This window comes from Synechococcus sp. MIT S1220, assembly GCF_047303025.1.
Taxonomy (GTDB): Bacteria; Cyanobacteriota; Cyanobacteriia; order PCC-6307; family Cyanobiaceae; genus Parasynechococcus.
On sequence record NZ_CP138939.1, the window covers coordinates 1,320,702 to 1,342,038 of the forward strand.

Consider the following 21,337-nt stretch of genomic DNA (forward strand, 5'->3'; position numbering starts at 1 on the left):
GGGCCAACAAACCGGATGTGTCGGTCGCGCGATCCCCTGAAGCACGAAAGACTCTTACGTCGTTGGAAATTAGAGCTAAAGGGAGAGATAGGGAGGAGAGAACGGCATCGCTTCAGGTTCTTGGATTTTTTGGATCATTGCTCTCAACTGTCCTGGAGGATTCAGGTCAACACAGCAATCTGAGCAATCCACTAGAACCGGATCTCGTTGTTGCCGGTGGATGACGGCTCTCCAGCTCGTCTGGTTCAAGCGGGATTTGCGGGTCATCGACCATCAGCCCTTGCAGCTGGCTGCTGAACGGGGGGTCGTTTTGCCTCTCTATGTGGTGGAGCACCGGCTTTGGGAGGAGCCCGATGCGTCCGAGCGTCAGTGGTTGTTCTGTCGAGAATCGCTGCTTGAACTGAGGCGAGCGCTTGCCGCTCACGGCCAGCCCCTCGTGGTGCGTTGCGGTGATGTGCTGGAGGTGTTTGAGCGGGCCAGGCGTCAATTCGGAATCGATGCGTTGTGGAGCCATGAGGAGACCGGCAACGGCTGGACCTATCAGCGCGACAAGCGAGTGGCGGTCTGGGCGCGTCGGCACGGCATCCCCTGGAGGGAAATTCCGCAGTTCGGTGTGACGCGGCGTTTGCGCTCTCGCAATGGATGGGCCAAACGCTGGGAAGCGCAGATGGCGGAACCGATCACCTCTTCCCCTGCTGGGCTAGTCGCATTAGAGGGGGTCGATCCGGGTGCGCTCCCTAAGAGGCCCTGCGCTGAGCTCCCGCCAGATGTCTGTCCCGAGCGGCAGCGCGGTGGCCGCTCGTTGGCCTTGCTGGAGCTGGGGGATTTCTTCGAGAGGCGTGCATCGCGTTATCAACGGGCGATGTCGAGCCCCAACACCGCGTTTACGGGGTGTTCACGTTTGTCGGCCTATCTCGCTTGGGGATGTGTCTCAATGCGAGAGGTGCTGCAGGCCAGTCGCAGCTGCAGGGGCCGCGGCATCACAAGTTTTGAGTCGCGGTTGCACTGGCACTGCCATTTCATCCAGAAATTGGAGGACCAGCCGGCGATTGAGTTCAGCGATTTTCATCCGTTCATGCGTGATCTTCGCGAATCTGACGCCGCACGCCTTGAGGCCTGGTCCCAGGGCATGACTGGTGTTCCTTTTGTTGACGCCTGCATGCGGGCGTTGCGTTCCCATGGTTGGATCAACTTCCGGATGCGAGCGATGTTGATGTCGTTCGCGAGTTACAACCTCTGGCTTCCCTGGCGGGACAGTGGCCTCCACTTGGCCCGTCAGTTTGTTGATTACGAACCCGGCATCCACTGGAGCCAATGCCAGATGCAGTCGGGCAGCACCTCAATCAACACGATCCGCATCTACAACCCGATCAAGCAAGGGATGGATCACGATCCCGAAGGGATCTTCATCCGCCAGTGGTGCCCCGAGTTGCGACATGTGCCGGCGATTCATCTCCATGAGCCTTGGGCCTTAGGTGGCGGTATGCCGCCACCGATTGTTGATGTGAGTGCGTCGATGCAACAGGCAAAAGACCGCATCTGGGCGATTCGCCGCTCGGCTGGTTTTGATCGCCATGCCGATGCGATTCAGCGCAAGCATGGTTCCCGCAAGGCGGGCTTGAAGCCAACAACCGTTGGTCGCCGCGCGCCTCGTTCGGGCGCCCGATCCAAACCCCATTCAGAACAACTTTCACTGGAACTCTGAAATCACAACATTTCAAACAGAATTGATTTGACTGCTGGAGCAGGCCTCGCCAGCGTGAGGGGACTTTCTGGTCAGCCTGTGTTGCAAGCTACCCGCGAGATCGCAATTGATTTGCTTCGGTCTCGGTGGTCCATCCTGCTCGGATTTACAGCGGTGGCCCTCGCTGCCTTTTCCAACGGTGCACCGGAAGAACCTCTTTGGGCAGGGATTGCCTTTTTGATTTGCGGCTTTGGCCTGATTCCCCTGGCCAAAATTCTGGCCGATCTTGTTGATCTGCTCTCAGAAAAGCTCGGTGACAGGTTGGGAGGTCTCGTGAATGTGGCCTTCGGAAATTTGGTTGAGATTGTCGTCAGCATCACTGCTTTGACGAGTGGACTTTTTCACCTTGTTGTGATCTCACTGGCGGGTTCGGTGATCACGAACAGCTTGTTGATGCTGGGTTTGAGTGTGATTGTGGCCGGTCGCAAAACCCGTGAAGTTGAGATTTCTTCAATCGGCTCATCACTGCAGGCACGTCAGTTGATGCTGGGAGTAATCTTTGTTTCGGTGCCATCAATCTTTGCAATTTCACAAAAGATTGAGCTTGTTGAAGGAGGGAAAATTCTTGATAAGTTTGGTACTTATTCCATCGTAGTTTCTTTTCTTGTTCTCGCTTTTTATCTGCTTTCTTTTGTTTTTTCGCTTGGTACCCATCGAGAGCTTTTTGAAGAGCCATTAGACCAAGAGGAGGTTGCTGCTGAGGAGGATCTGGAAAAGGTTGAACGCCCCATGGCTCCGATCCTGATCCTTCTCGTGGTTGTGAGTGTTTTGTTGGCTGGAATTTCTGAGCCGTTGGTTGATTCCCTTCAGAACCTGGTGAGCAAATCCGGTCTCAGCGATTTGTTCGTAGGCTTGTTTTTACTGCCTTTGTTTGGCTCCATTTCAGAAGGAATGGTTGCAGTGCGAGCGGCATCTGAAAAGCGCATGGGACTGGCGATGACCAGCACGCTCGACTCAGCGGCCCAGTTGCTGATGTTCGTGTTGCCACTGCTGGTTTTAATCGGCTGGGTTCTTGGTTCTTATCTGCATCTGAGTTTGCCCATCGCCCCTCTGGGTTGCCTGATTGCAACCGCCGTCGTGATTTCGAAAATCGTTGAGGACCGTCAACTGGATTGGTACGAAGGCGTTGCGTTGGTGTCGCTTTATCTGGTGCTGATGATGGGTTCGCTGTTGATCACCTGAATCAACTTCATTTCAGCAGCAATCGCTTGATCACCCGTTGCGCGATGTCCCCATAACCCATCTCACCGGAGAGGATCTGGGCGATGCGTTGTGGGGCCGTTGGCCGTTTGATTCCGAGCTGATACCCCACTCCTGGGAAGCGATAGAACACCTGGGCGATTCGCCGCCCCCAGGCCATCGATTCACCCCAGTTGTCGCGCATCGCACGGCTGTAGCCCCGTAAATCCTTTTGCTCACCACTGAGCCAACGATCGAGATGGGCGGCCGCAGTGCAGCCACTCATCAGCGCCGGGCGCAGCCCTTCGGCGAGAAACGGGTCGCACAGCGAGGCGGCATCTCCCACTAGCAGTAGGCCATCACCGTCGAGGCGATGATGGCCATTCCAAACGCGCAGCTGTCCGCGCTGGCGTATCCCCGCATCCGGCGGAAAGCCCAGATCCGGCAGCAACTGGGCCAGCACCTCCTCAGGATCCGCGTCCTGCTTGCCAATGAAGCTGCCGACGCCCACGTTCACCCCTCCTGCGAGGGGAAACGCCCAGGCGAAACCCTGTTTCACCAATCCGAATTCGAAGCGAGCGCAGCCATCGGCGAGATGGCCCCGTCCTTCGAGTCGAACGGACATCGTGCTGGCGGTCTGGGGCTGCTTGGCACCGAGGCCAAGCCGTTGCGGCCAGGGGGATCCGGACCCATCCGCGATCACAACCGAGCGACTTTTCCATTGCCGTCCACCCTCCGCTGTGATTGTCCAGATCCGGCCAGATCTGCGGATGTCGGTCACGTCAACCCCCCTGATCAGCTCCGCTCCTGCGGACAGCGCCTCAGTGAGCAGCAGCTGATCGAGGGTTTCGCGTCGCACGATCCAGAATGGGGCATCGCCTGGCAGCTCTGCCACCACCGGATCACTGAGGCACCAGCTGAAATCAACCCGCCGGATCACCTGCTCGACTGCAGGATCCAGGGGGAAGGGGAACCATTGCTGCACCGATGCGGCCATCCCACCGCCGCAGGGCTTGATCCGTGGACTGAAATCCCGTTCCAGAATCAAGGGATGGTGGCCGGTTGCTGCCAGATGGGCTGCAGCTGCGGCACCAGCTGCACCGGCACCCAGGATCAGTGCAGCGTGAATCCGTTCCTCCTCCGAAATGCTCAAACCTTGAGGATGTCGGCTTCCTTGTCAGCGAGGTGCTTCTCGAGCTTCTTGATCAACTGGTCGAGGGTCTTCTGAATCAGGTCCTGCTCATCTCGGCTCTGATCTTCAGAAAGATCTCCTTCTTTCTCCTGTTTCTTCACCTTGTCAATCGCGTCCCTCCTGAGGTTTCGCAGGGCCACCTTTCCTTCTTCGGCGTACTTGGATGCAAGTTTGCAGAATTCCTTGCGCCGTTCCTCGGTGAGGGGGGGCACATTGATCCGGATGATTTTTCCGTCGTTGTTGGGAGTGAAACCGAGTTCACTCATCGCGATCGCTTTCTCGATCGAGCCCAGGGCGCTGATGTCGAACGGTTGGATCTGAATCGTCTGCGAGTCAGGGGTCGAGAGGGTGGCGAGCGACTTCAGAGGGGTGTCTGCGCCGTAATACTCAACACTGATCCGGTCCAGCAGAGATGCATTGGCCCGCCCGGTGCGGATGGTGTTGAAGTTGCGCTGGGTGGCCTCCACCGACTTGCGCATGCTTGCTTCGAGGTCCTTGGTCGACATGGGGTGCTTGCTGGAGGAGGCGTTCAGGTTCAGAGGGGATCGCCGATGCGGGATCCAATCGGTTCACCGGCAACCGCTTTGCCGATGTTGCCAGGTTCAAACAGGTTGAACACCACAATCGGGATGTTGTTGTCTTTGCAAAGCGCAATGGCGGTGCTGTCCATCACAGCCAGTTCTTCGCTAAGCACCTGCTGGAAGGTCAGGTGCTCATGCTTCACGGCATCAGCGTGTTGACTGGGGTCCTTGTCGTAGACGCCATCCACCTTGGTGGCCTTGAACACCACGTCAGCGTTGATTTCAGCGGCTCGGAGCGCTGCGGTGGTGTCTGTGGTGAAAAAGGGATTGCCACATCCGGCTCCAAAAACAACGACACGCCCTTTCTCAAGATGGCGCATTGCTTTGCGACGGATGTACGGCTCAGCCACCTCCTGCATGGCGATCGCTGTCTGCACCCGAGTGGGAACACCGGCCCGCTCCAGTCCGTCCTGAAGCGTGATCGCATTCATCACCGTGGCGAGCATGCCCACGTAGTCGGCGGTGGCCCGTTCCATCCCCGCCGCTGAACCTTTTAAGCCGCGGAAGATGTTGCCTCCGCCCACAACGATGGCGAGTTGGGTGCCTCCAGCCACCACCCTGGCCACGTCCTCCGCAATCGATTGGACGATGGCGGGATCGATGCCATAACCCTGAGACCCCATCAGAGCTTCTCCGCTGAGCTTCAGCAGAACGCGTGAGTACGCCATCAAGAGCCCTTGATCTCGCCGAGAGTAGCAAGCAGTGGCTTGTCCTACTCAGAGTCGCTTGCATGGTGCAGATCCCATCGCCGAATGGATGATTCCTCTGTCAGTCACAGCGCCGTGATGGCTCGGTTGACTCTCTCTGCTCTGAAACGTGCCAGCCAAGATCCATCCTGTTGGCGGGAGCCCACGGTGCACCGTGCCCTGCTGGTGAGCGGTCTGTCGGTGCTTACTGAAGCCACGCGGCAGCTCAAAGCGGATCTGGATCAGAACATCGCCTGACATCCTCAAGGGTTTGTTGATGCCAGCCGATCTCAGTACTCGATTCCCGCTTGAGCTTTCACCCCTTGTTCACGGAAGGGATGGTGCACAAGCGTCATCTCTGTCACCAGGTCTGCACGTTCCAACAGGGCTGGGGGTGCCCCCCGGCCGGTCAGGGCCACGTGTGTGAGCTCAGGGCGTTCCTTCAGTCCTGCAAGGACGGCATCGACCGCGATGTATCCAAGCTTCAGCGCAACATTGAGCTCATCAAGCACCACCAGCTTGAAGCTTGGATTGCGGAGGTATCCCAGGGCCGTTTGCCAGGCTTCACCCACCAGCTGCTGATCCCGTCCTCGATCCTGGGTTTCCCAGGTGAATCCTTCTCCAAGGGCATGCCACGAGATCTGATCGCCGAAGCTCTTCAAGGCACGGGCCTCGCCGGGTTCCCAGCCCCCTTTGATGAACTGCACGACGGCCACCTGTTCGCCATGGCCGAGGGTCCGAAGCACGAGTCCGAGTGCCGCCGTGGTTTTGCCTTTGCCGTGGCCCGTGAAAACCAACACAAGCCCCTTTTCCTTGTTCCGCTCTTCCACCCGCTGGCGTTGCACCTGCTGGCGCCGCTCCATGCGTTTGCGATAGCCAGCTTCATCGGTTTCCGGAGCGAGTTGTCCACCCATGCCGAGCTCCGCGGCTCTCTGGTCGAGGTTGGGGTCACTCATGGTTGGGGTTAATGGGTTGCGGGCAATGATCCGTTGCAGCGCCTGCCCAGCCAAGAGCTCCTGGCCCAACTCCGTGAAGCCGAGATGCTGGAGCTGGGCGGGGAGATCGTCGCTCAGCATGGCGGTTGCGGTGTCGGTTTCGAACAGCGTGCAGAAGAGCCATTGCGGAAGTTTCAGCATGGGCCCTGCAGGGTGAAGATCCACTAACACCAGCCATCCCCCCGGCCGCAGCAGGCGCAGGCACGACTTCAGCACGTGCTCTCTCTCTGCTCGCGGAAATTCATGCAGCGCCACGCTCATTTGGATTGCCGCAAAGCTGTCGTCTAAAAAAGGAGGGGCTTCAGCAAGTCCTTCAACCCGTCGCAATCCGGGATGACGGAGCGCGGCAAGGTCCAGAGCCCTCGGAGCAATGTCGAGCCCTGTCACTGTGAATCCAGCGGCAAGCCACGGCGCGGCAGCCTCTCCGCTCCCGCAGCACAAGTCCAGCACCGAATCTCCAGGGTTGAGCCGTGCTTCCAAAGCTTCCAATCCAAGCCGCCTGAGACGGTGGACACCGCCCACGCTTAACGACGAGATGGCCGTGACGGTGTCGTAGATCCAGCGGTGGCGATAGGCAAGGGGGCGCAGAAAGCTGCTCATCTGGTGCGCTTCAGGCCTGGCAACATGGAGCGAAAATAAAGCGTAATCATTTGTTTTGAAGCCGGCATGCCGATCGGCCGGATCGGTCATTCATCACGGGGTGTGCAGATTGATCTCCTGGTTCGGATTTTGACCAGCTCAAAACACTGACAAGTTTCCGCTTCTGTCGTCGCGATGGGTCGAAGGATCATTGGAACAACTGGACGAGAAGATCCATGGTCGATTCTGCCCTGCCGGCTTGAGTGAAGAATTGGCCGTGATCGCGGTAACGAATAGAGTGATCAAAGAATTTTTTAGAGCCAATGAGTCAATTTTTGCGCCAAAATGACTTCAAGCTTCTTTTCAAAGGTCCTTACAGACGCATCAAAAAAAAGCGCGACTACTCTATTGGTAAGTGGAAAGCAAAATCAACGGATGGTTCAGATGCAATCATCGGCTTTGCAAGATTCTCGAAACCTGAGGGTGATTATTCTTATCACTTTGGCACCGTCTATATCGATGCATTGCGCAATGGTGAATATGATGAATATCGCGGAATGGGAGAAGACTCTGATCAACGTTTCCCCACGAGCTATCGGGGTTTAGATTATTCCAAGGAGATGATTGGTGTTAAAAAGGGAAGGGTGCAGATCTGGTTTGGGCAAAAGGCAAAAATTCCTTTTTTGCAGGAATATGCTGACGGTTATTATAAAATCAGGATCAAGGATGTTAAATCAGATGAATATTATGATTATGACTCATATAAGCTTGGTTTTGAAACAAGTGTTGCAGAGGTGTTCGGTATCGATCTGTCCTGATCTTTGCCCAGGGAAAAGATGGTGGTGGACGAAAGGAGCTATGGAATAGTGATCGCTTTCATCAAAGTTGGTCGCTGGTTTTGAAGGATTGAATTTGGCCTGGTTTGATCGCACCCTGTGAAAAGGAAAGAAAAGTCAAAACAGCTCCGGCTGAACGTTTTGGTTGGAAAACATGGTTAGTCTTGCGATACTAGAAATAAAGATCTTCCTAGGATCTAAAAGCTTCTGAGTGCGCCATTGTTGATTCTCAATGAAAAACCTTGTTTTCCACTCCAAGAGTTATGACAGGAGAGGTCGCGTATGTGAACAAATAGAGCATCACAATAGCCATTTATCGCCGGCAAGTCGGGGTCAGAAATTTAGGAAGATGAAGGCAAGCCCCTTCTCTTTTTTTCGTGGTACAAATCATATTTTTTGGTCTGACTTTGCTGGAAATTGGCAGATCAATTGTTTTGGTGGCAGTGTTTTTTCGAGGACCTGGCTTCAGGGCGATGCCCATGTGTACAACATGGGTGCCTTCCTGAATGATCTAGAGGATATTTCCTATGGATTTGATGATTTTGACGATTCTCTTGTGGCGGATTATCAGTATGACGTCTGGCGATTTGCAGTGAGTATGGTTCTTGATGGTGTGCAATCAAGACATCTATCCTCTGATGATATTTCAAAGGGTATTCGTGAATTTAGCCGCAATTATCTTGAGACCATTGCTTATTATCAACAGATCGACTGCTTTTCGAGCTCATTTGGCAAAAAAAATACGTGCAAATTGCTCAACAAGTTCCTTGTTAAGACCGAGAAAAAGCTTGGTCGGAGTAAGATGCTTGACAAATGGACAGTCGTTGACCAGGAAAGGCGCTTCAAAAAGATCGATGGAAAGCTTGAGCCCTTGGCTAAGGATTCCATGCTTTACCAGCAAATCACGGATTCATTTCGTGATTATATCGGCACAGTATCTGAGGAATTTATTGACTACTATCAGGGTCATTACAACATTCTTGACATTGCGATTAGGCAAAGTGCTGGTACGGGCTCGCTAGGGTTAAAGCGATATTATGCTTTGTTGAGAGGTAATACTGATCATTCCTTTGACGATGTCATTCTTGATATAAAACAACAGCAGCAGCCCACTGCGTTTTCATACTTGAGCGAAGAGGAGGTGCGCGAATACAACTTCAATTTTAAAAATCATGCCCACCGACACCTTGAAGCGTATGGGGCCCTGTCGGAATACCCTGATTGTCACCTTGGTTGGCTGGGTATTGGTGACCATTGGTTTTCCGTTCGAGAGAGATCTCCACTGAAAAATGACTTTCCGACCTATAAATTGAAATCCCTTAAAGATTACAAATCAATGGCTTTGCAGTGGTCTGAAATCATGGCCACAAACCATCTGCAAGCTGCTAGAGGGCTGAATAGCACGCTTGATCAATACGTGTTTGAGGCGACGATTAATCGAATTGCCAAAGATCGCACAAAAGAATTTTCAAAATTTGTTGATGGAATTGCGCACGCTTATGCAAAAGAAGTGCGTATGGATTATCTGTATTTTTGCGAAATGTATTAGAGGCTCCTCGTTTACTGACGCTGGTACTCAACACATTTCAATCATCGTTTGGTTTGAAATTTAATTTTGAGGATTCAAAACTTTTCGGCATCGCAGTTTTGGCATCTTCTCCCTTTTTCGCTGCTGAGCGTTGATTGATGCGATCAGCTCCTCGCTCAGGCGCGTTGCTTGGCCAGTGCAGCGTCGACGGCCTGTTGTTGGTCCCGCCGCGTAATCCAGTGGTGATAGGTACGGGTGTGAACAGCCACAGAGTGCCCCATCATCCGAGCTGCAACCGTGTCAGGCAAACCGATGTGGATGGTTCGGACGGCCCAGGCATGGCGCAGGTCGTAGGGCGTCAGAGGCAGGTTGTAGCGACGGAACTGTTCGCTTACACGGCGCCCCACCTGCTGGAGTGTGGTGTATCGCAGGTCGGTCTGAATGGCCGGTAAGGCGTCAGCCCTTTTACCGAGTTCGATCAGACCGAAGCGGTCCACCCAATCCGGCTGAAAGGGCCATACCTGGTGTTCGCCGGTTTTGGTGGTGGGCAAAACCCGCACGACCCTGTCTCCTTGCCCTTCACGGAGCGGTTCAAGGTCGCAGAAGAACACCTCGTGATTGCGTAATCCATAAGTGGCCATCAGTCCATAAACCAGCCTCCAGCCGGGATTCGGGATCTTCAGTACCGTGGCCACGATTTCGCCGTCAGTCGGCAGCCGTCGGAAACGGGCACGATGCAGGCCATACCCTCCTGCTTCGCTGCGCCAGTCGTAGGGGAGTTGGATGGCGAGAAATCGCGCCAAAGCGGCCAGTGCGGTGGCGCATTGCTGTCGGCTGCGGCTGCCGTCGTCGTAGCTGGCGAGCGTTCTTTGTAAAAGGTCAGCATCGATCGCTCTGTCCCTGGAACTATGGGTGGACAGAACTTGTAGGCGCCGAAGGTAGGGCTGATACGCCCCACTCCAAGTCGTGCGGCTGCCGGCAGGGGAGCGGCGGCGGTGTGGATCAGCGAAAAAGGCCCGTTCGAAGCGCTCGAGCGCCCCAGTGACTTCTGCGTCTTCCGAGCCTGTCGCGGGAGCTGTCAACCAGCCGGTCCAGCAGAAGTCGTCCCGTTGCAGTTGCAGTTCCACCAGGCGCAAGCTCTGCTCAGCCTCCTTAAGCCCCTGCAGATCAGCTTTGAGGCCAAGGCTGAGGCGCTGCATCTCTACGCCGGGCTGGCCATCGCGCCGCGGAAGGGAGCCCCTCAGGTTCAGGCGTTGTCCCCGTTGTTCGAGTCTTAAGCGGTATCCCTCGCTCTGCAGACGTGTATTCAAAGTCACGAGCTCGTTGCGGAGGTTCATCAGCCCGTGATCGCAGCCCACCATGACGTGCACGGGGGCTACGCTCAACCCCCTGAATCCGCAGTTGTTTGCATGGCCCGCGTCGGCGTCCTCTTGTTGAATCTGGGAGGACCGGAGCGAATCCAGGATGTTGGGCCGTTCCTCTACAACCTCTTCGCGGATCCGGAGATCATTCGTCTGCCGATCCCTGCTCTTCAAAAGCCTCTGGCGTGGTTGATCAGCACCTTGAGGAGCAACAAATCCCAGGAGGCCTATCGATCGATCGGTGGGGGATCACCACTGCGCCGGATCACTGAGCAACAGGCTCGGGATCTCCAAAGTCTTCTCAGACAGCGGGGTGTCGATGCGACAAGTTACGTCGCGATGCGCTACTGGCATCCTTTTACTGAATCGGCTGTCGGAGACATCAAGGCTGATGGCATTGACGAGGTGGTGGTGCTGCCTCTCTATCCCCACTTTTCAATCAGCACGAGTGGCTCAAGCTTCCGCGAGCTGCAGCGGCTGCGTCAGGGTGATGACGCGTTCCGAAAGCTTCCGATCCGCTGCATTCGCAGCTGGTTTGATCACCCTGGCTATGTCAAGGCGATGGCGGAGCTGATCGCGGAGGAGGTTCGCAACAGCGATGAACCTGAGCAGGCCCATATCTTCTTCAGTGCCCACGGAGTTCCAAAGAGTTACGTAGAGGAGGCTGGCGACCCCTATCAACAGGAAATCGAATCCTGCACAGCACTGATCATGAAACAACTGGCCGAGACTGTCGGCCATGACAATCCTCACACCCTTGCCTACCAGAGCCGTGTCGGTCCCGTCGAATGGCTGAAGCCTTACACCGAGGAAGCCATGGAAGCACTTGGAGAGGCCAAAACCCGCGACTTGGTTGTTGTCCCGATCAGCTTTGTGAGCGAGCACATCGAAACACTCGAGGAGATCGATATTGAATACCGCGAGCTCGCAACGGAATCGGGAGTGGTCAATTTCCGTCGTGTGCGGGCTCTTGATACGTATCCCCCATTCATTGAGGGTCTGGCGGATCTGGTGACCACGAGCCTTGATGGTCCTGAGGTAACGCTCGATGCGGCAGCGGAGCTCCCCACGAAGGTGAAGCTCTACCCCCAGGAAAAGTGGGAGTGGGGCTGGAACAACAGCTCGGAAGTTTGGAATGGCCGATTGGCAATGCTCGGGTTTTCCGCTTTCCTTCTGGAGTTAATCAGCGGTCATGGCCCGCTCCATGCTCTCGGACTGCTCTGAGCGATGTCGATGGCCCCTGGCTGGGCTGCTGCTTAGTTGTTTGATCGTTTCAGCCGCATCGGCCGCTGATTTTCGCTGGCGCTCTGGCGTCTTTCCGGTTGCGGCCTTTGCGGGGTACACCAGCCATTTCGGTCAACGTCTCGGGCCAGCAGGACAGATGGAAGCCCATCGCGGCCTCGATATCGCAGCTCCCCTTGGTTCACCGGTCTTGAGCTGGTGGTCCGGTCGCGTGGTGTCCGTTATTGACGACTCCAGTTGCGGCATTGGCGTTGTGATCGCTTCTGGAGTCTATGAACACATCTATTGCCATCTGCAGGACGCCCTGCTCCGTCAGGGGCAAGCCGTGTTGGGGGGGCAGCTGATCGGCCGGGTTGGAATGACCGGCCGCACCACAGGGCCTCATCTCCACTGGGGGATTCGCTACCAGGGGCGCTGGATGAATCCTGCGCTGATCCTCAAAGCGATGATCAGCGGCAAGCGGGCGCACGGAGCAACCGGCCCTTAACCTGAAGGGTCAGTTCAGCCGTTGATCCGTGACCCTTATCTCCGCACCTTCGGTCGCCGGCGGACAGGACTTGGATCACTCCGTGCGGATCAGCGGTGCCCATGCCCTGATGGATGCTCTGCGTCGACATGGCGTGGACACGATTTTTGGTTATCCGGGCGGCGCCATCCTCCCGATCTACGACGCTCTTCACATTGCCGAGAGCGAGGGGTGGGTGAAACACATCCTGGTCAGGCATGAACAGGCTGGAACCCATGCAGCCGATGCCTACGCAAGGGCAACCGGAAAGGTGGGAGTGTGTTTCGGGACCTCGGGGCCCGGTGCCACCAACCTGGTCACAGGCATCGCCACGGCCCAGATGGATTCTGTGCCCATGGTGGTGATCACAGGTCAGGTTCCGAGGCCGGCAATCGGCACGGATGCCTTTCAGGAAACTGACATTTTTGGCATCACCTTGCCGATCGTGAAGCACTCCTGGGTGGTGCGTGATCCTGCCGATCTCGGTTCGATCGTTGCTCAGGCGTTTCTGATTGCAGCCTCTGGCCGGCCCGGTCCCGTGCTCATTGATGTGCCAAAAGATGTGGGCCAGGAGATGTTCGATTACACCCCTGTCGTGCCCGGCTCGGTCATCCCGCAGGGGTTTTCCCATCCTGAGCAACCGGAGGATGCTGCGATCAGTGCTGCGCTCTCGCTGATCGAATCGGCCCACTGCCCTTTGTTGTATGTCGGAGGTGGTGCGATTTCGGCCGGGGCTCACGACAGCATCAAGCTGCTGGCTGAACGGTTTCAGCTGCCTGTCACCACCACCTTGATGGGCAAGGGTGCTTTTGATGAAAACCATGCACTCTCGGTGGGCATGCTGGGAATGCATGGCACCGCTTACGCCAATTTTGCTGTCACTGAATGCGATCTCTTGATTGCGGTTGGGGCCCGTTTCGATGACCGGGTAACCGGCAAGCTCGACACATTCGCCCCTCGGGCCCGCGTCGTCCATTTCGAGATCGACCCGGCTGAAATCGGCAAGAACCGTCGGGCCGACGTCGCCGTGCTGGGCGATCTCGGCCTGAGCCTGGCGCGGTTGGTGGAGTTCAGCCTTCAGCGTTCGGAACAGCCAAAGACCAGTGCCTGGCTGCAGCGGATCGACAGCTGGAAGGAACGCTATCCCCTCACGATTCCACCCCAGGAAGGTGAGATTTATCCCCAGGAAGTGCTTCTTGCTGTCCGCGATCTTGCTCCGAAGGCCATTGTCACCACTGATGTTGGTCAGCATCAGATGTGGGCGGCTCAGTATCTTCGCAATGGTCCTCGCGCCTGGATCAGCAGCGCAGGATTGGGGACCATGGGTTTTGGAATGCCGGCGGCCATGGGTGCCCAAGTGGCCTGTCCTGATCAGCAGGTCGTGTGCATCGCCGGAGATGCCAGCATCCTGATGAACATCCAGGAGCTCGGAACGTTGGCCGCCTATGGGTTGCCTGTAAAGGTGGTGATCGTCAACAACCACTGGCAAGGAATGGTGCGCCAGTGGCAGGAAAGTTTTTATGAGGAGCGCTATTCCGCCTCAGACATGCTGAATGGCATGCCTGATTTCATTGCATTGGCAAAGGCCTTCGGAGTGAATGGCGTGAAGATCACGGAGCGTGATCGATTGCAGACCGATCTAGCGGCAGCTCTGCAATCCCATGAGCCAATGTTGATCGATGTCCACGTGCGTCGTGGTGAGAACTGCTATCCGATGGTTCCTCCCGGCAAGAGCAATGCTCAGATGGTTGGCTTGCCGACCCATCCGGAATTGGCGATGGACACTCCAATCCCTTGTTCGGCGTCGCAGTACGGAGCTCCGCTCTGATGAGAGCGCTCCTGCTGGCTCTCATCTTTTGGTTGTTGATTGCGGTCAAACCCCTCGCTGCTGCTGAAGTGCTCCAGGTGCGCACCGCATCGCTGCTGCAGGTCGGTGATCACAACCGCACCTACACCGTTGAGTTGCCATGCATTGCTGTTCCGGAAGCTGGTGAGGCTGCCGCCGTGGCTTGGCTGCGAGAGCAATTGCCCCGACGGCGTCGCGTGAACCTCCGCCCTGTCGGTTCCCATGAAGGTCAGCTTTTGGCCAGGGTCACCCCGATCGGAGAAAGCATCGATCTCAGTGTGGGTTTGATTTCGGCAGGATTGGCCACTGATTCCTGTGAAGCCGCACCCGGTTGAGATGGCAGATAATCGAATTGCCCGAGGCATCGTGCTGGTTCCCTGCCTGCTTCTCGGAGGTGCATTCCTCGCCACTGCCGTCTGGGGGGAGGGTGTCGCTGAGGACAATCAGCGACTTGCTGTATTGATCGGACTCGGCCTGTTGTTGGCAGGGGGCTTGTCTCAACTAGGGCTGTCCGACAAGTCATCTTCAGATCCGGCTGGTGATGATCATTCATCCGAGCCCTGAACACTTGGCATGGCGGGCTCTTCCCTGATGTGGTTTCGACCTCTGGCGGAGTTATCAAGGGTTAGTTATTTCGCCCGAGGTGTGAGGCTTCAGAGATTATTTTCTGATTTACTTCATCGATTAGGGATGATTGTTCCCTTTGCGTGAAGGGATGATCAGCCGTAATGCTCAGAGTCGCAAAGTGGCTTGATTGGAGCATTCACAACGGGGAAGAGGCACTTTTCCGTTTGGTTCCCTGTGACAAATCCGGACGGATCAGATCATTTTTCCTATCTTGCCCCGATCGGATTTCGTTGAATCCACGTTCCGATGACGTCGCAGCAGGCCAACGCCGCCTCTCACAAAAAGAATCATTCCTCTGTGACTGAACACTCCGAGGTGGTGGACGATGCGTCGCCTGCGCGGTCGCATTCAGTCCTATAGCCCCAAGCTGATTCAAACGGTTTCTGCGGAGAATGCCGAGGCGTTCAACCTCTTGTCGCAGGGCATGCTCTGGTCCCTTGTACCCGCAATGGTGAAATCTTCTGAGCCAGGAGGTGCCCTGGCTCAGAAGATTTCAGAACGCCAGTCGCTCGGTGAATTCGGCATCGGAGTCTCCGCTGTGCCGAACTGGATCTGGCTCAGCAGTGCTCGTGAGTTGGCTGGATTGAAGACAACATCCTGGAAACAAATGGGTCTTGGCCACGCCGCCCACGCTGAGGGCTGGTCAACATTCGCAGAGGCCTATGAAGGCGCGCTGGGGGGAACAACCAGATCTCTTGGAGGCTTCTGGTTATGACACTGCGCGGGTGCTGGCTCTTGCGGGAACTGCGCCACCTTCCACATCGCAGGAGGGGACAATGGATGCAATGGGTTGGATTGATCCTGACGGGGAGTTTGTGGATATCTGCCAAGGCCTCAAACAAAGGCGCAAGAGAGAAAAAATTCGTGTGAAATCAGCGGCCAGTGATTTCCGACTTCAATCGGGACGTGTTCCCTCAGGTCAGGCGAAAGCCATCGTTATTCCATGATTATCAGGCAAAAACCAACCCTTTGATGCAATCTTGGGGCTGGTTCTGATTCATGTTGTACGAAATTCAGTTTCAGTGGTGATCACAGAAACTTTTTAATCGTCTCCGAAACCTGCAAAAGGAGTTGATGAGTGGTGAAGAACAATTCTTAGGTTTCCATCATCATCCTTGATGTAACCCCAAGTTTTGTCGACCATACTTTTGGATCCATCCTCTGCCTCGAAATACACCCATCCCATCGAAGTTGCTGTGTTGCCGAAAAGCTGGACAACGTAATTTTCTGCTTCACATTTCACCCATGGACTGCGTGGATTCTCTCCCCCCGGGGTTCCGATCGCAAAACCTGGATCATTGTAAATGGGGTCTCCACCAACGAAATAAGATAGGGCGCCATCAGATGTGTAGCGGAACGTGGTGTCACCACGTGTCCATGTTGGTTTGAATGCAACGGGCCCGAGGTTGTAACCGTAGGCAGCATCAATAACACTCTCAGCGAGTGGTTTTGATTTGGCCAATCCGCCCTTGGCATGGGTATCGCTGATGTTGACAAGGGCACTGCACCAGGTTGACTGAGCCGCTTTCACCTCTTCGAGAGAGATGGTTTCAGCCAAGATTTCTGGTTTGGCGAGTGCCGGAGAGGCGAAGCAGCCCAGAGAACTCAGGGCAATGATGAAAGATAGGGCTCGACGAATCATTAATCGACGAAATCAACATTATTAATGTAGTCATCTTGGGAGCCCTAACTGTTTGTGAGGAGCACCTTTAAGCATTTATTTTGATCTGCGGGTGTTGAGGCTTGCATTGCGTTCAGGTCGTCAGACTCTGTTGAGCTGGTCTTGGTGTTGCTCTCGTGAGAAAAAGGAAAAGGGATTGGTCCCGAACCTGATCTCTGCTTAAATCATGATTTACATGGTTGAGGACGATGGTTCTACAAGCCTCCAACGCGCTATTTGAGGGTCGTTTTTCTTTTTCTATTCTCCATGATGTTCAGCCATCGGTATATGCTCAGTTGTTGGTCGCCAAATGAAAATGTGCCTCGGAGGGACTCCCTTGAGAACTTGATGATCTTATCCATTGATGTGCTGATTGGCTTCGCTTTGTCGCTCTTTTGCTAAGCCAACTGACTCTTCAATTGCTATGCAGAATGGTGAGTCAAATTCATAAGAGTTTTTTGTGGGAATTCTGCTTGCTTGAGCATTGAGTCCTGATCTTGCTTAATGGCCTCCGTGCCAGTCTCCCTTTCGATCGACAAGAAAAAAGTGGTTGAGCTATGCCAAACCGCTCTTAAAAGCCGATCCTCAATCAGGAAGTCTTGCCTGGTTTTGACGGATGATTAAACGATTTGTTCGTTGATCAGGTTTGCGACTTGTGGATCATTTGTGGATGCCATGAAACAATCGCCTGCGGTTTCACGGAGATTCAATGGAGCCATTAAGTCATTGAAATCAATAACTTGTTCTGAGAATGAGTTGAGGTTTGGATTGGCAGTATGGGGATTGGCTTTTCTTGATTTAGAATAGTTTGTGATGGGATCAATTGATCTGAACGCTACGTCTGCTCCTTCGTACTCATATTCATATTCATATTCGTAGTCGTTTTCAAGCTCATAGTCATCCTCGTCGTCGAAGTCATAATCTTCTTCGTCATTGTAATAATCAATAAAATCATCATCGTACTCATCATCGTATTCATCATCGTATTCATACTCATTCTCATAGTCATAGTCACCATCGTAATAATCCTCATCGTCGTACTCATCATCGTATTCATAGTCGTCTTCGAAATCAACTGCGGCATAAGCAAGAGTGTAAAGGCTCTCTTTTAATGATTCGAATTTAATTGGTCGTCTTGGGTTGACGTCGAGCAGCTCAGTCACGTCTCGCATGCTGAGGTCTTCGTCCACAATGTACTCGGTTAAATCGATAATATCATTTTGATCAATCGCTTTCCACTTAAAGGGGGAATTCAGGTCTGAGTAATCATCAAGGAAATTGTCGATTTCAGCAAATAAATCATCTGCTTCTCCATCGAGATCAATATCTTCCTCAAAATCGTCATCTTCACTGAACTCGTCTGCGAGATCATAAAGGCTCTCTTTTAATACTTCGAATTTAATTGGTCGTCTTGGGTTGACGTCAAGCAGCTCAGTCACGTCTCGCATGCTGAGGTCTTCATCGACGATGTACTCCGTTAAATCGACAATATCTTTTTGATCAATCGCTTTCCACTTGAAGGGAGACTTCAGGTCTGAGTAATCATCAAGGAAGTTATCGATTTCAGTGAACAAATCACCTGTTTCGTCGTCCAGATCAATATCGTCTTCAAAATCGAGCTCATCTTCCTCGCTGAATTCATCTGCAAGGCTATAGAGGCTGTCTTCGAGAGCTTCGAATTTGACTGGGCGTTTTGGGTTAATGTCTAGAATCTCAGTCACATCTCGCATGCTGAGATCTTCATCGACGATGTACTCCGTTAAATCGACAATATCTTTTTGATCAATCGCTTTCCACTTGAAGGGAGACTTCAGGTCTGAGTAATCATCAAGGAAGTTATCGATCTCAGTGAACAAATCACCTGTTTCGTCGTCGAGATCAATATCGTCTTCAAAATCGAGCTCATCTTCCTCGCTGAATTCATCTGCAAGGCTATAGAGGCTGTCTTCGAGAGCTTCGAATTTGACCGGGCGTTTTGGGTTTATGTCTAGAAGCTCAGTCACATCTCGCATGCTGAGATCTTCATCGACGATGTACTCCGTTAAATCGACAATATCTTTTTGATCAATGACTTTCCACTTGAAGGGAGACTTCAGATCTGAGTAATCATCAAGGAAGTTATCGATTTCAGTGAACAGATCATCTGTTTCGTCGTCGAGATCAATGTCATCCTCAAAATCGGCCTCATCTTCCTCGCTGAATTCTTCTGCGAGGCCGTAAAGGCTGTCTTCAAGAGCTTCGAATTTGACTGGGCGTTTTGGGTTAATGTCGAGTAAGTCTGTTACGTCGCCCATATTTAGGTTTTCGTCAACGATGTATTCTGTTAGGCCGATGATATCTTGCCGCTTGATTTCTTTCCATTTGAAGGGGGACTGTAAGTCTGAGTAATCATCAAGAAAATCATCAATGTATGCAAATAATCCATCGCCATCAGCACCTGGATCTTCGTATTCTTCCTCCAAAATATCGAGTGCATTGTTTACAAGCTTTTTCTTTTTGAAATTCCTTAGGCCAAGGATTTCCAAGGCTTCTTCGTCGCTGAGGTTCGATAGCCCAGTAATTTCTTCTATTTGCTCGATAATAGACGGCATGTTTTTGGCTTGTAAAGACTTTTATTTTAGCTTGTTTTTCGGTAAATGTGGTGATTTTGCATGGTTGACGCTTTTGCCCGAAGTTCGGTCCGGATGAATGCCATAAAAGTTCCCTCCTGCATCTTGGGTGATTTGTTTTGCAAATGATTAACTTTTATTCTTGAATACAGCTTCGCGTTTCCAATTATTTGGACGATGTTCGAATAGCCAGGTGGGAGAATGTGTGATTTTTTTTGGTGGGGGGTGCTGTGCTTTGGAGAGGCTTGTCTGTTTGGAGGATATGGCCTTTTGCTCTTATTGATCTGCATCTGCAGTCCATCCCATCGTTCTTGATCTTGTAAATGGCTTAAGTGGATGTTTTTGTGGTCTAGGCAAAGAAAGCCTCTTGTTCTGATGCTTTCTTGCGCCATGTTCTGCGAGCGATGCAGCTCATCAGATTCAAGTTCAGTCCTGTCTTGTTGATGCGCAGCGCAGGTTCGCACGTGTTGTTTGGTGGTGGAGCTGCACTGGTTTCAAGTGAATGGGTTGTGAATGCTTTTCATGTTGATTGAAACCTGTGAGCAAGATCACAAGTTTTATTGAAGGAGGTCAATGATTATGCCGATTGAATTTGTGATGGTTTACTTGTCGGAGATCAGCCTCCTAACAATCACAGATTTTTAACCTTTTAAACTTTCACGCATCATTGCCACCATGACCTTCATCCCCCGCCACAATCTCGCTAACCGCGCTGCAGCAATCCAGCCTGTGGCTGGATTTACGATGCAAAATCAAACTGTTGCCTCGTCTCAGCCTGCGGCTGTTGCTGAGGCGATGAGCGCATTGCCTATTGATTCAGCAGTAGTGCTGAGTTCACCAACACGGTTGAACACTGATGTGGTGCGGCCAATGAATCTTGGTGCTACAAATCAACTTGGAGCGATGACCCGCTCTTTTAATATTGGAATTGATCGCACATGGAATGTCGGTAGCTTCCTGGGTGTGGCGAATGAGAAGAGCTACAGCAAGTTTCTAGGACTGGATAAGAATTTGTCCAACGTGAATTTCAACCCTAGTGCTGGTGTTGCTGGTTTGAAATTTAAAACAGGTCACAATAAATTGAAGGCAGGTTTGGATCTGCAAGCTGGGTATGGACTTGGCTCATTCTCGATTCAAGGAAGCTTGAATGCCGAGGCAAGTCTTGATGCCGATGGTTTGTCGTTCAGTGCCACAACTTTCGCTCCATCGATCGATCTTGAATTGCCTTATGCCTATCTGAATCTGGATGCGGTGGGACAGGTCAAATTGGATCCCAGCATGAAACTCTGGTATGACGTTTGGCTGGCATCCGGTCAAACAGGGAATTTACTGTCGTCCTTGAAGACCGATGTGAATGTCCAACGGTCGTTGGTTGACCTGGATACCCGTGATTTGACAGGTAGTAATTATTCCAAAAGCTTCAATATCGGTGCTCTTTCCGCAACAGCACGTCTGCCAAGGATCAGCGATGCCTCCGCTTTAGCCTCGGTTCCTTCCTCGATCCAAGCTGATCTGGATTGGCGGCAGGGGTTTGGCGATGGTGTCGCCTATGGCGTCAGTGGATCGTCCAATCTGGTGGATCTAGAGATGTCGCTTGGCCAGGTTGCCAGTTACTTCGGAATCCCAATGACGTTTAACAAGTCGGTGTGGGGTGGGGCCTTGCGGGCATCAGGAACATTGCTTGATGCCAGTGTAGGAATCGAGGCTGGTATTGATTACGATGCCAACGTGGCTCTTAAGCCCAATGTTTACGCCATTGTGGAAGGGAGCACCCGAAAGCACGATATTTTTGCCGACGACTTGTTGTCCATCAACCAGTTCCGTGATGCGAACAATGATGGCAAGATCTCAGTCACGATTGAGGCCGATCCGATTATTGCAGCGAGTGCATCCGCTTCAATCAACACCGATGTGAATGCTGAAGCTGAATTGCTTTCGGCCAGCGTTCGTGTGAATAAATGGGGCATCAAGAAGAACTGGAACGTTGGTCCTCTCTGGGAAGGCGGTCCATGGTCCATTGCTTCCAACGAAATTGAATTGGTGGACATCAGCAAGACCGTTGCCTTGTCTGATATCGCTCCTGCCTTGCAAAGTCAGCTCTCTACCAGTTTCGATTTGCCGGTGATTTGATCTGAAATGGATCCATCACCGGATCGGTTCCGCCCTA

At 53.2% G+C, this 21,337-nt stretch carries 21 protein-coding genes and 1 pseudogene; 14 read left to right on the forward strand and 8 right to left on the reverse strand.

Annotated features, from left to right (window positions below; genetic code table 11):
* Window positions 1-17 precede the first annotated feature (17 nt).
* From SIB64_RS06530 to SIB64_RS06540, 3 genes are read left to right on the forward strand one after another with little or no spacing between them, the layout of a single operon-like run.
* Window positions 18-224 carry a hypothetical protein gene (locus SIB64_RS06530; RefSeq protein ID WP_413442442.1) on the forward strand — a complete coding sequence of 69 codons (207 nt, stop codon included), beginning with the start codon at window positions 18-20 and terminating at the stop codon, window positions 222-224.
* Complete coding sequence (locus SIB64_RS06535) at window positions 221-1,705, forward strand: FAD-binding domain-containing protein (RefSeq protein ID WP_413442443.1); 1,485 nt, start codon at window positions 221-223, stop codon at window positions 1,703-1,705. Before SIB64_RS06530 ends, SIB64_RS06535 begins: the two co-directional genes overlap by 4 nt.
* Before the next feature lie 54 nt (window positions 1,706-1,759).
* On the forward strand, window positions 1,760-2,926 hold the full coding sequence (locus tag SIB64_RS06540; RefSeq protein WP_413442444.1) for a calcium:proton antiporter: 1,167 nt from the start codon (window positions 1,760-1,762) through the stop codon (window positions 2,924-2,926).
* A gap of 7 nt (window positions 2,927-2,933) precedes the next feature.
* On the opposite strand, the gene SIB64_RS06545 is transcribed toward SIB64_RS06540, so the two are convergent.
* From SIB64_RS06545 to pyrH, 3 genes are read right to left on the reverse strand one after another with little or no spacing between them, the layout of a single operon-like run.
* A complete protein-coding gene (locus SIB64_RS06545; RefSeq protein WP_413442445.1) occupies window positions 2,934-4,076 on the reverse strand; it encodes an NAD(P)/FAD-dependent oxidoreductase in 1,143 nt (380 codons plus the stop codon).
* Complete coding sequence (gene frr / locus SIB64_RS06550) at window positions 4,073-4,621, reverse strand: ribosome recycling factor (RefSeq protein ID WP_413442446.1); 549 nt, start codon at window positions 4,619-4,621, stop codon at window positions 4,073-4,075. Before frr ends, SIB64_RS06545 begins: the two co-directional genes overlap by 4 nt.
* A 29-nt stretch (window positions 4,622-4,650) precedes the next feature.
* Window positions 4,651-5,364, reverse strand: a complete 714-nt coding sequence (gene pyrH / locus SIB64_RS06555; RefSeq protein WP_413442447.1) for a UMP kinase — start codon at window positions 5,362-5,364, stop codon at window positions 4,651-4,653.
* Between the two features lie 84 nt (window positions 5,365-5,448).
* On the opposite strand from pyrH, the gene SIB64_RS06560 reads away from it, so the two are divergent.
* On the forward strand, window positions 5,449-5,640 hold the full coding sequence (locus tag SIB64_RS06560) for a hypothetical protein (protein WP_413442448.1): 192 nt from the start codon (window positions 5,449-5,451) through the stop codon (window positions 5,638-5,640).
* 32 nt (window positions 5,641-5,672) lie between these two features.
* Here the strand turns inward: SIB64_RS06560 and cobO are convergent, their stop codons facing one another.
* Window positions 5,673-6,338 (reverse strand): cob(I)yrinic acid a,c-diamide adenosyltransferase, encoded by a 666-nt coding sequence (cobO, locus tag SIB64_RS06565; RefSeq protein WP_413442919.1) that lies wholly within the window; start codon window positions 6,336-6,338, stop codon window positions 5,673-5,675.
* A 12-nt stretch (window positions 6,339-6,350) separates the two neighbouring features.
* Window positions 6,351-6,977: pseudogene (locus SIB64_RS06570) on the reverse strand (class I SAM-dependent methyltransferase); the annotation flags it as partial.
* A gap of 314 nt (window positions 6,978-7,291) precedes the next feature.
* Here SIB64_RS06570 and SIB64_RS06575 point away from each other — a divergent pair.
* Together SIB64_RS06575 and SIB64_RS06580 are read left to right on the forward strand one after the other, a co-directional pair.
* Entirely contained in the window at window positions 7,292-7,774 is a 483-nt protein-coding gene (locus SIB64_RS06575; RefSeq protein ID WP_413442449.1) for a hypothetical protein, read from the forward strand.
* A gap of 367 nt (window positions 7,775-8,141) precedes the next feature.
* On the forward strand, window positions 8,142-9,341 hold the full coding sequence (locus SIB64_RS06580; RefSeq protein ID WP_413442450.1) for a DUF2252 family protein: 1,200 nt from the start codon (window positions 8,142-8,144) through the stop codon (window positions 9,339-9,341).
* A 155-nt stretch (window positions 9,342-9,496) separates the two neighbouring features.
* Here the strand turns inward: SIB64_RS06580 and SIB64_RS06585 are convergent, their stop codons facing one another.
* Window positions 9,497-10,657: a site-specific integrase gene (locus SIB64_RS06585; RefSeq protein ID WP_413442920.1), complete on the reverse strand. Its 1,161-nt coding sequence runs from the start codon at window positions 10,655-10,657 to the stop codon at window positions 9,497-9,499.
* Between the two features lie 72 nt (window positions 10,658-10,729).
* Here SIB64_RS06585 and hemH point away from each other — a divergent pair, with 72 nt between their 5' ends.
* The 7 genes from hemH to SIB64_RS06620 all read left to right on the forward strand — a co-directional run bounded on the left by hemH (window position 10,730) and on the right by SIB64_RS06620 (window position 15,848).
* On the forward strand, window positions 10,730-11,905 hold the full coding sequence (gene hemH / locus SIB64_RS06590) for a ferrochelatase (protein WP_413442451.1): 1,176 nt from the start codon (window positions 10,730-10,732) through the stop codon (window positions 11,903-11,905).
* A complete protein-coding gene (locus SIB64_RS06595) occupies window positions 11,874-12,410 on the forward strand; it encodes a M23 family metallopeptidase (protein ID WP_413442452.1) in 537 nt (178 codons plus the stop codon). The genes hemH and SIB64_RS06595 overlap by 32 nt, the downstream gene beginning before the upstream one ends.
* Window positions 12,411-12,438: 28 nt before the next feature.
* Complete coding sequence (gene ilvB, locus SIB64_RS06600; RefSeq protein WP_413442453.1) at window positions 12,439-14,256, forward strand: biosynthetic-type acetolactate synthase large subunit; 1,818 nt, start codon at window positions 12,439-12,441, stop codon at window positions 14,254-14,256.
* Window positions 14,256-14,609, forward strand: coding sequence for a nuclease (locus tag SIB64_RS06605; protein WP_413442454.1), 354 nt, complete (start codon window positions 14,256-14,258; stop codon window positions 14,607-14,609). The genes ilvB and SIB64_RS06605 overlap by 1 nt, the downstream gene beginning before the upstream one ends.
* 1 nt (window position 14,610) lies before the next feature.
* A complete protein-coding gene (locus SIB64_RS06610) occupies window positions 14,611-14,838 on the forward strand; it encodes a GIVxVP protein (protein ID WP_413442455.1) in 228 nt (75 codons plus the stop codon).
* 388 nt (window positions 14,839-15,226) lie between these two features.
* On the forward strand, window positions 15,227-15,616 hold the full coding sequence (locus tag SIB64_RS06615; RefSeq protein ID WP_413442456.1) for a hypothetical protein: 390 nt from the start codon (window positions 15,227-15,229) through the stop codon (window positions 15,614-15,616).
* 61 nt (window positions 15,617-15,677) lie between these two features.
* Window positions 15,678-15,848 (forward strand): hypothetical protein, encoded by a 171-nt coding sequence (locus SIB64_RS06620; RefSeq protein ID WP_413442457.1) that lies wholly within the window; start codon window positions 15,678-15,680, stop codon window positions 15,846-15,848.
* A gap of 95 nt (window positions 15,849-15,943) precedes the next feature.
* Here SIB64_RS06620 and SIB64_RS06625 read toward each other — a convergent pair whose 3' ends face one another.
* Together SIB64_RS06625 and SIB64_RS06630 are read right to left on the reverse strand one after the other, a co-directional pair.
* On the reverse strand, window positions 15,944-16,543 hold the full coding sequence (locus tag SIB64_RS06625; RefSeq protein ID WP_413442458.1) for a hypothetical protein: 600 nt from the start codon (window positions 16,541-16,543) through the stop codon (window positions 15,944-15,946).
* Between the two features lie 638 nt (window positions 16,544-17,181).
* Window positions 17,182-19,152, reverse strand: coding sequence for a hypothetical protein (locus tag SIB64_RS06630; protein WP_413442459.1), 1,971 nt, complete (start codon window positions 19,150-19,152; stop codon window positions 17,182-17,184).
* A 693-nt stretch (window positions 19,153-19,845) separates the two neighbouring features.
* Between SIB64_RS06630 and SIB64_RS06635 the strand changes: the two genes are divergently transcribed.
* Complete coding sequence (locus tag SIB64_RS06635) at window positions 19,846-21,300, forward strand: hypothetical protein (RefSeq protein ID WP_413442460.1); 1,455 nt, start codon at window positions 19,846-19,848, stop codon at window positions 21,298-21,300.
* The last annotated feature ends 37 nt before the right edge of the window (window positions 21,301-21,337 follow it).

Coding starts and splice junctions, on each gene's coding strand:
- SIB64_RS06635 (WP_413442460.1), top strand. CDS start 19,846: ATGACCTTCATCCCCCGCCACAATCTCGCTAACCGCGCTGCAGCAATC.
- SIB64_RS06620 (WP_413442457.1), top strand. CDS start 15,678: ATGGATGCAATGGGTTGGATTGATCCTGACGGGGAGTTTGTGGATATC.
- SIB64_RS06560 (WP_413442448.1), top strand. CDS start 5,449: ATGGATGATTCCTCTGTCAGTCACAGCGCCGTGATGGCTCGGTTGACT.
- SIB64_RS06580 (WP_413442450.1), top strand. CDS start 8,142: ATGAAGGCAAGCCCCTTCTCTTTTTTTCGTGGTACAAATCATATTTTT.
- SIB64_RS06630 (WP_413442459.1), bottom strand. CDS start 19,152: ATGCCGTCTATTATCGAGCAAATAGAAGAAATTACTGGGCTATCGAAC.
- SIB64_RS06535 (WP_413442443.1), top strand. CDS start 221: ATGACGGCTCTCCAGCTCGTCTGGTTCAAGCGGGATTTGCGGGTCATC.
- pyrH (WP_413442447.1), bottom strand. CDS start 5,364: ATGGCGTACTCACGCGTTCTGCTGAAGCTCAGCGGAGAAGCTCTGATG.
- frr (WP_413442446.1), bottom strand. CDS start 4,621: ATGTCGACCAAGGACCTCGAAGCAAGCATGCGCAAGTCGGTGGAGGCC.
- SIB64_RS06625 (WP_413442458.1), bottom strand. CDS start 16,543: ATGATTCGTCGAGCCCTATCTTTCATCATTGCCCTGAGTTCTCTGGGC.
- SIB64_RS06605 (WP_413442454.1), top strand. CDS start 14,256: ATGAGAGCGCTCCTGCTGGCTCTCATCTTTTGGTTGTTGATTGCGGTC.
- SIB64_RS06585 (WP_413442920.1), bottom strand. CDS start 10,657: ATGAACCTCCGCAACGAGCTCGTGACTTTGAATACACGTCTGCAGAGC.
- SIB64_RS06595 (WP_413442452.1), top strand. CDS start 11,874: ATGGCCCGCTCCATGCTCTCGGACTGCTCTGAGCGATGTCGATGGCCC.
- SIB64_RS06610 (WP_413442455.1), top strand. CDS start 14,611: ATGGCAGATAATCGAATTGCCCGAGGCATCGTGCTGGTTCCCTGCCTG.
- cobO (WP_413442919.1), bottom strand. CDS start 6,338: ATGAGTGACCCCAACCTCGACCAGAGAGCCGCGGAGCTCGGCATGGGT.
- hemH (WP_413442451.1), top strand. CDS start 10,730: ATGGCCCGCGTCGGCGTCCTCTTGTTGAATCTGGGAGGACCGGAGCGA.
- SIB64_RS06615 (WP_413442456.1), top strand. CDS start 15,227: ATGCGTCGCCTGCGCGGTCGCATTCAGTCCTATAGCCCCAAGCTGATT.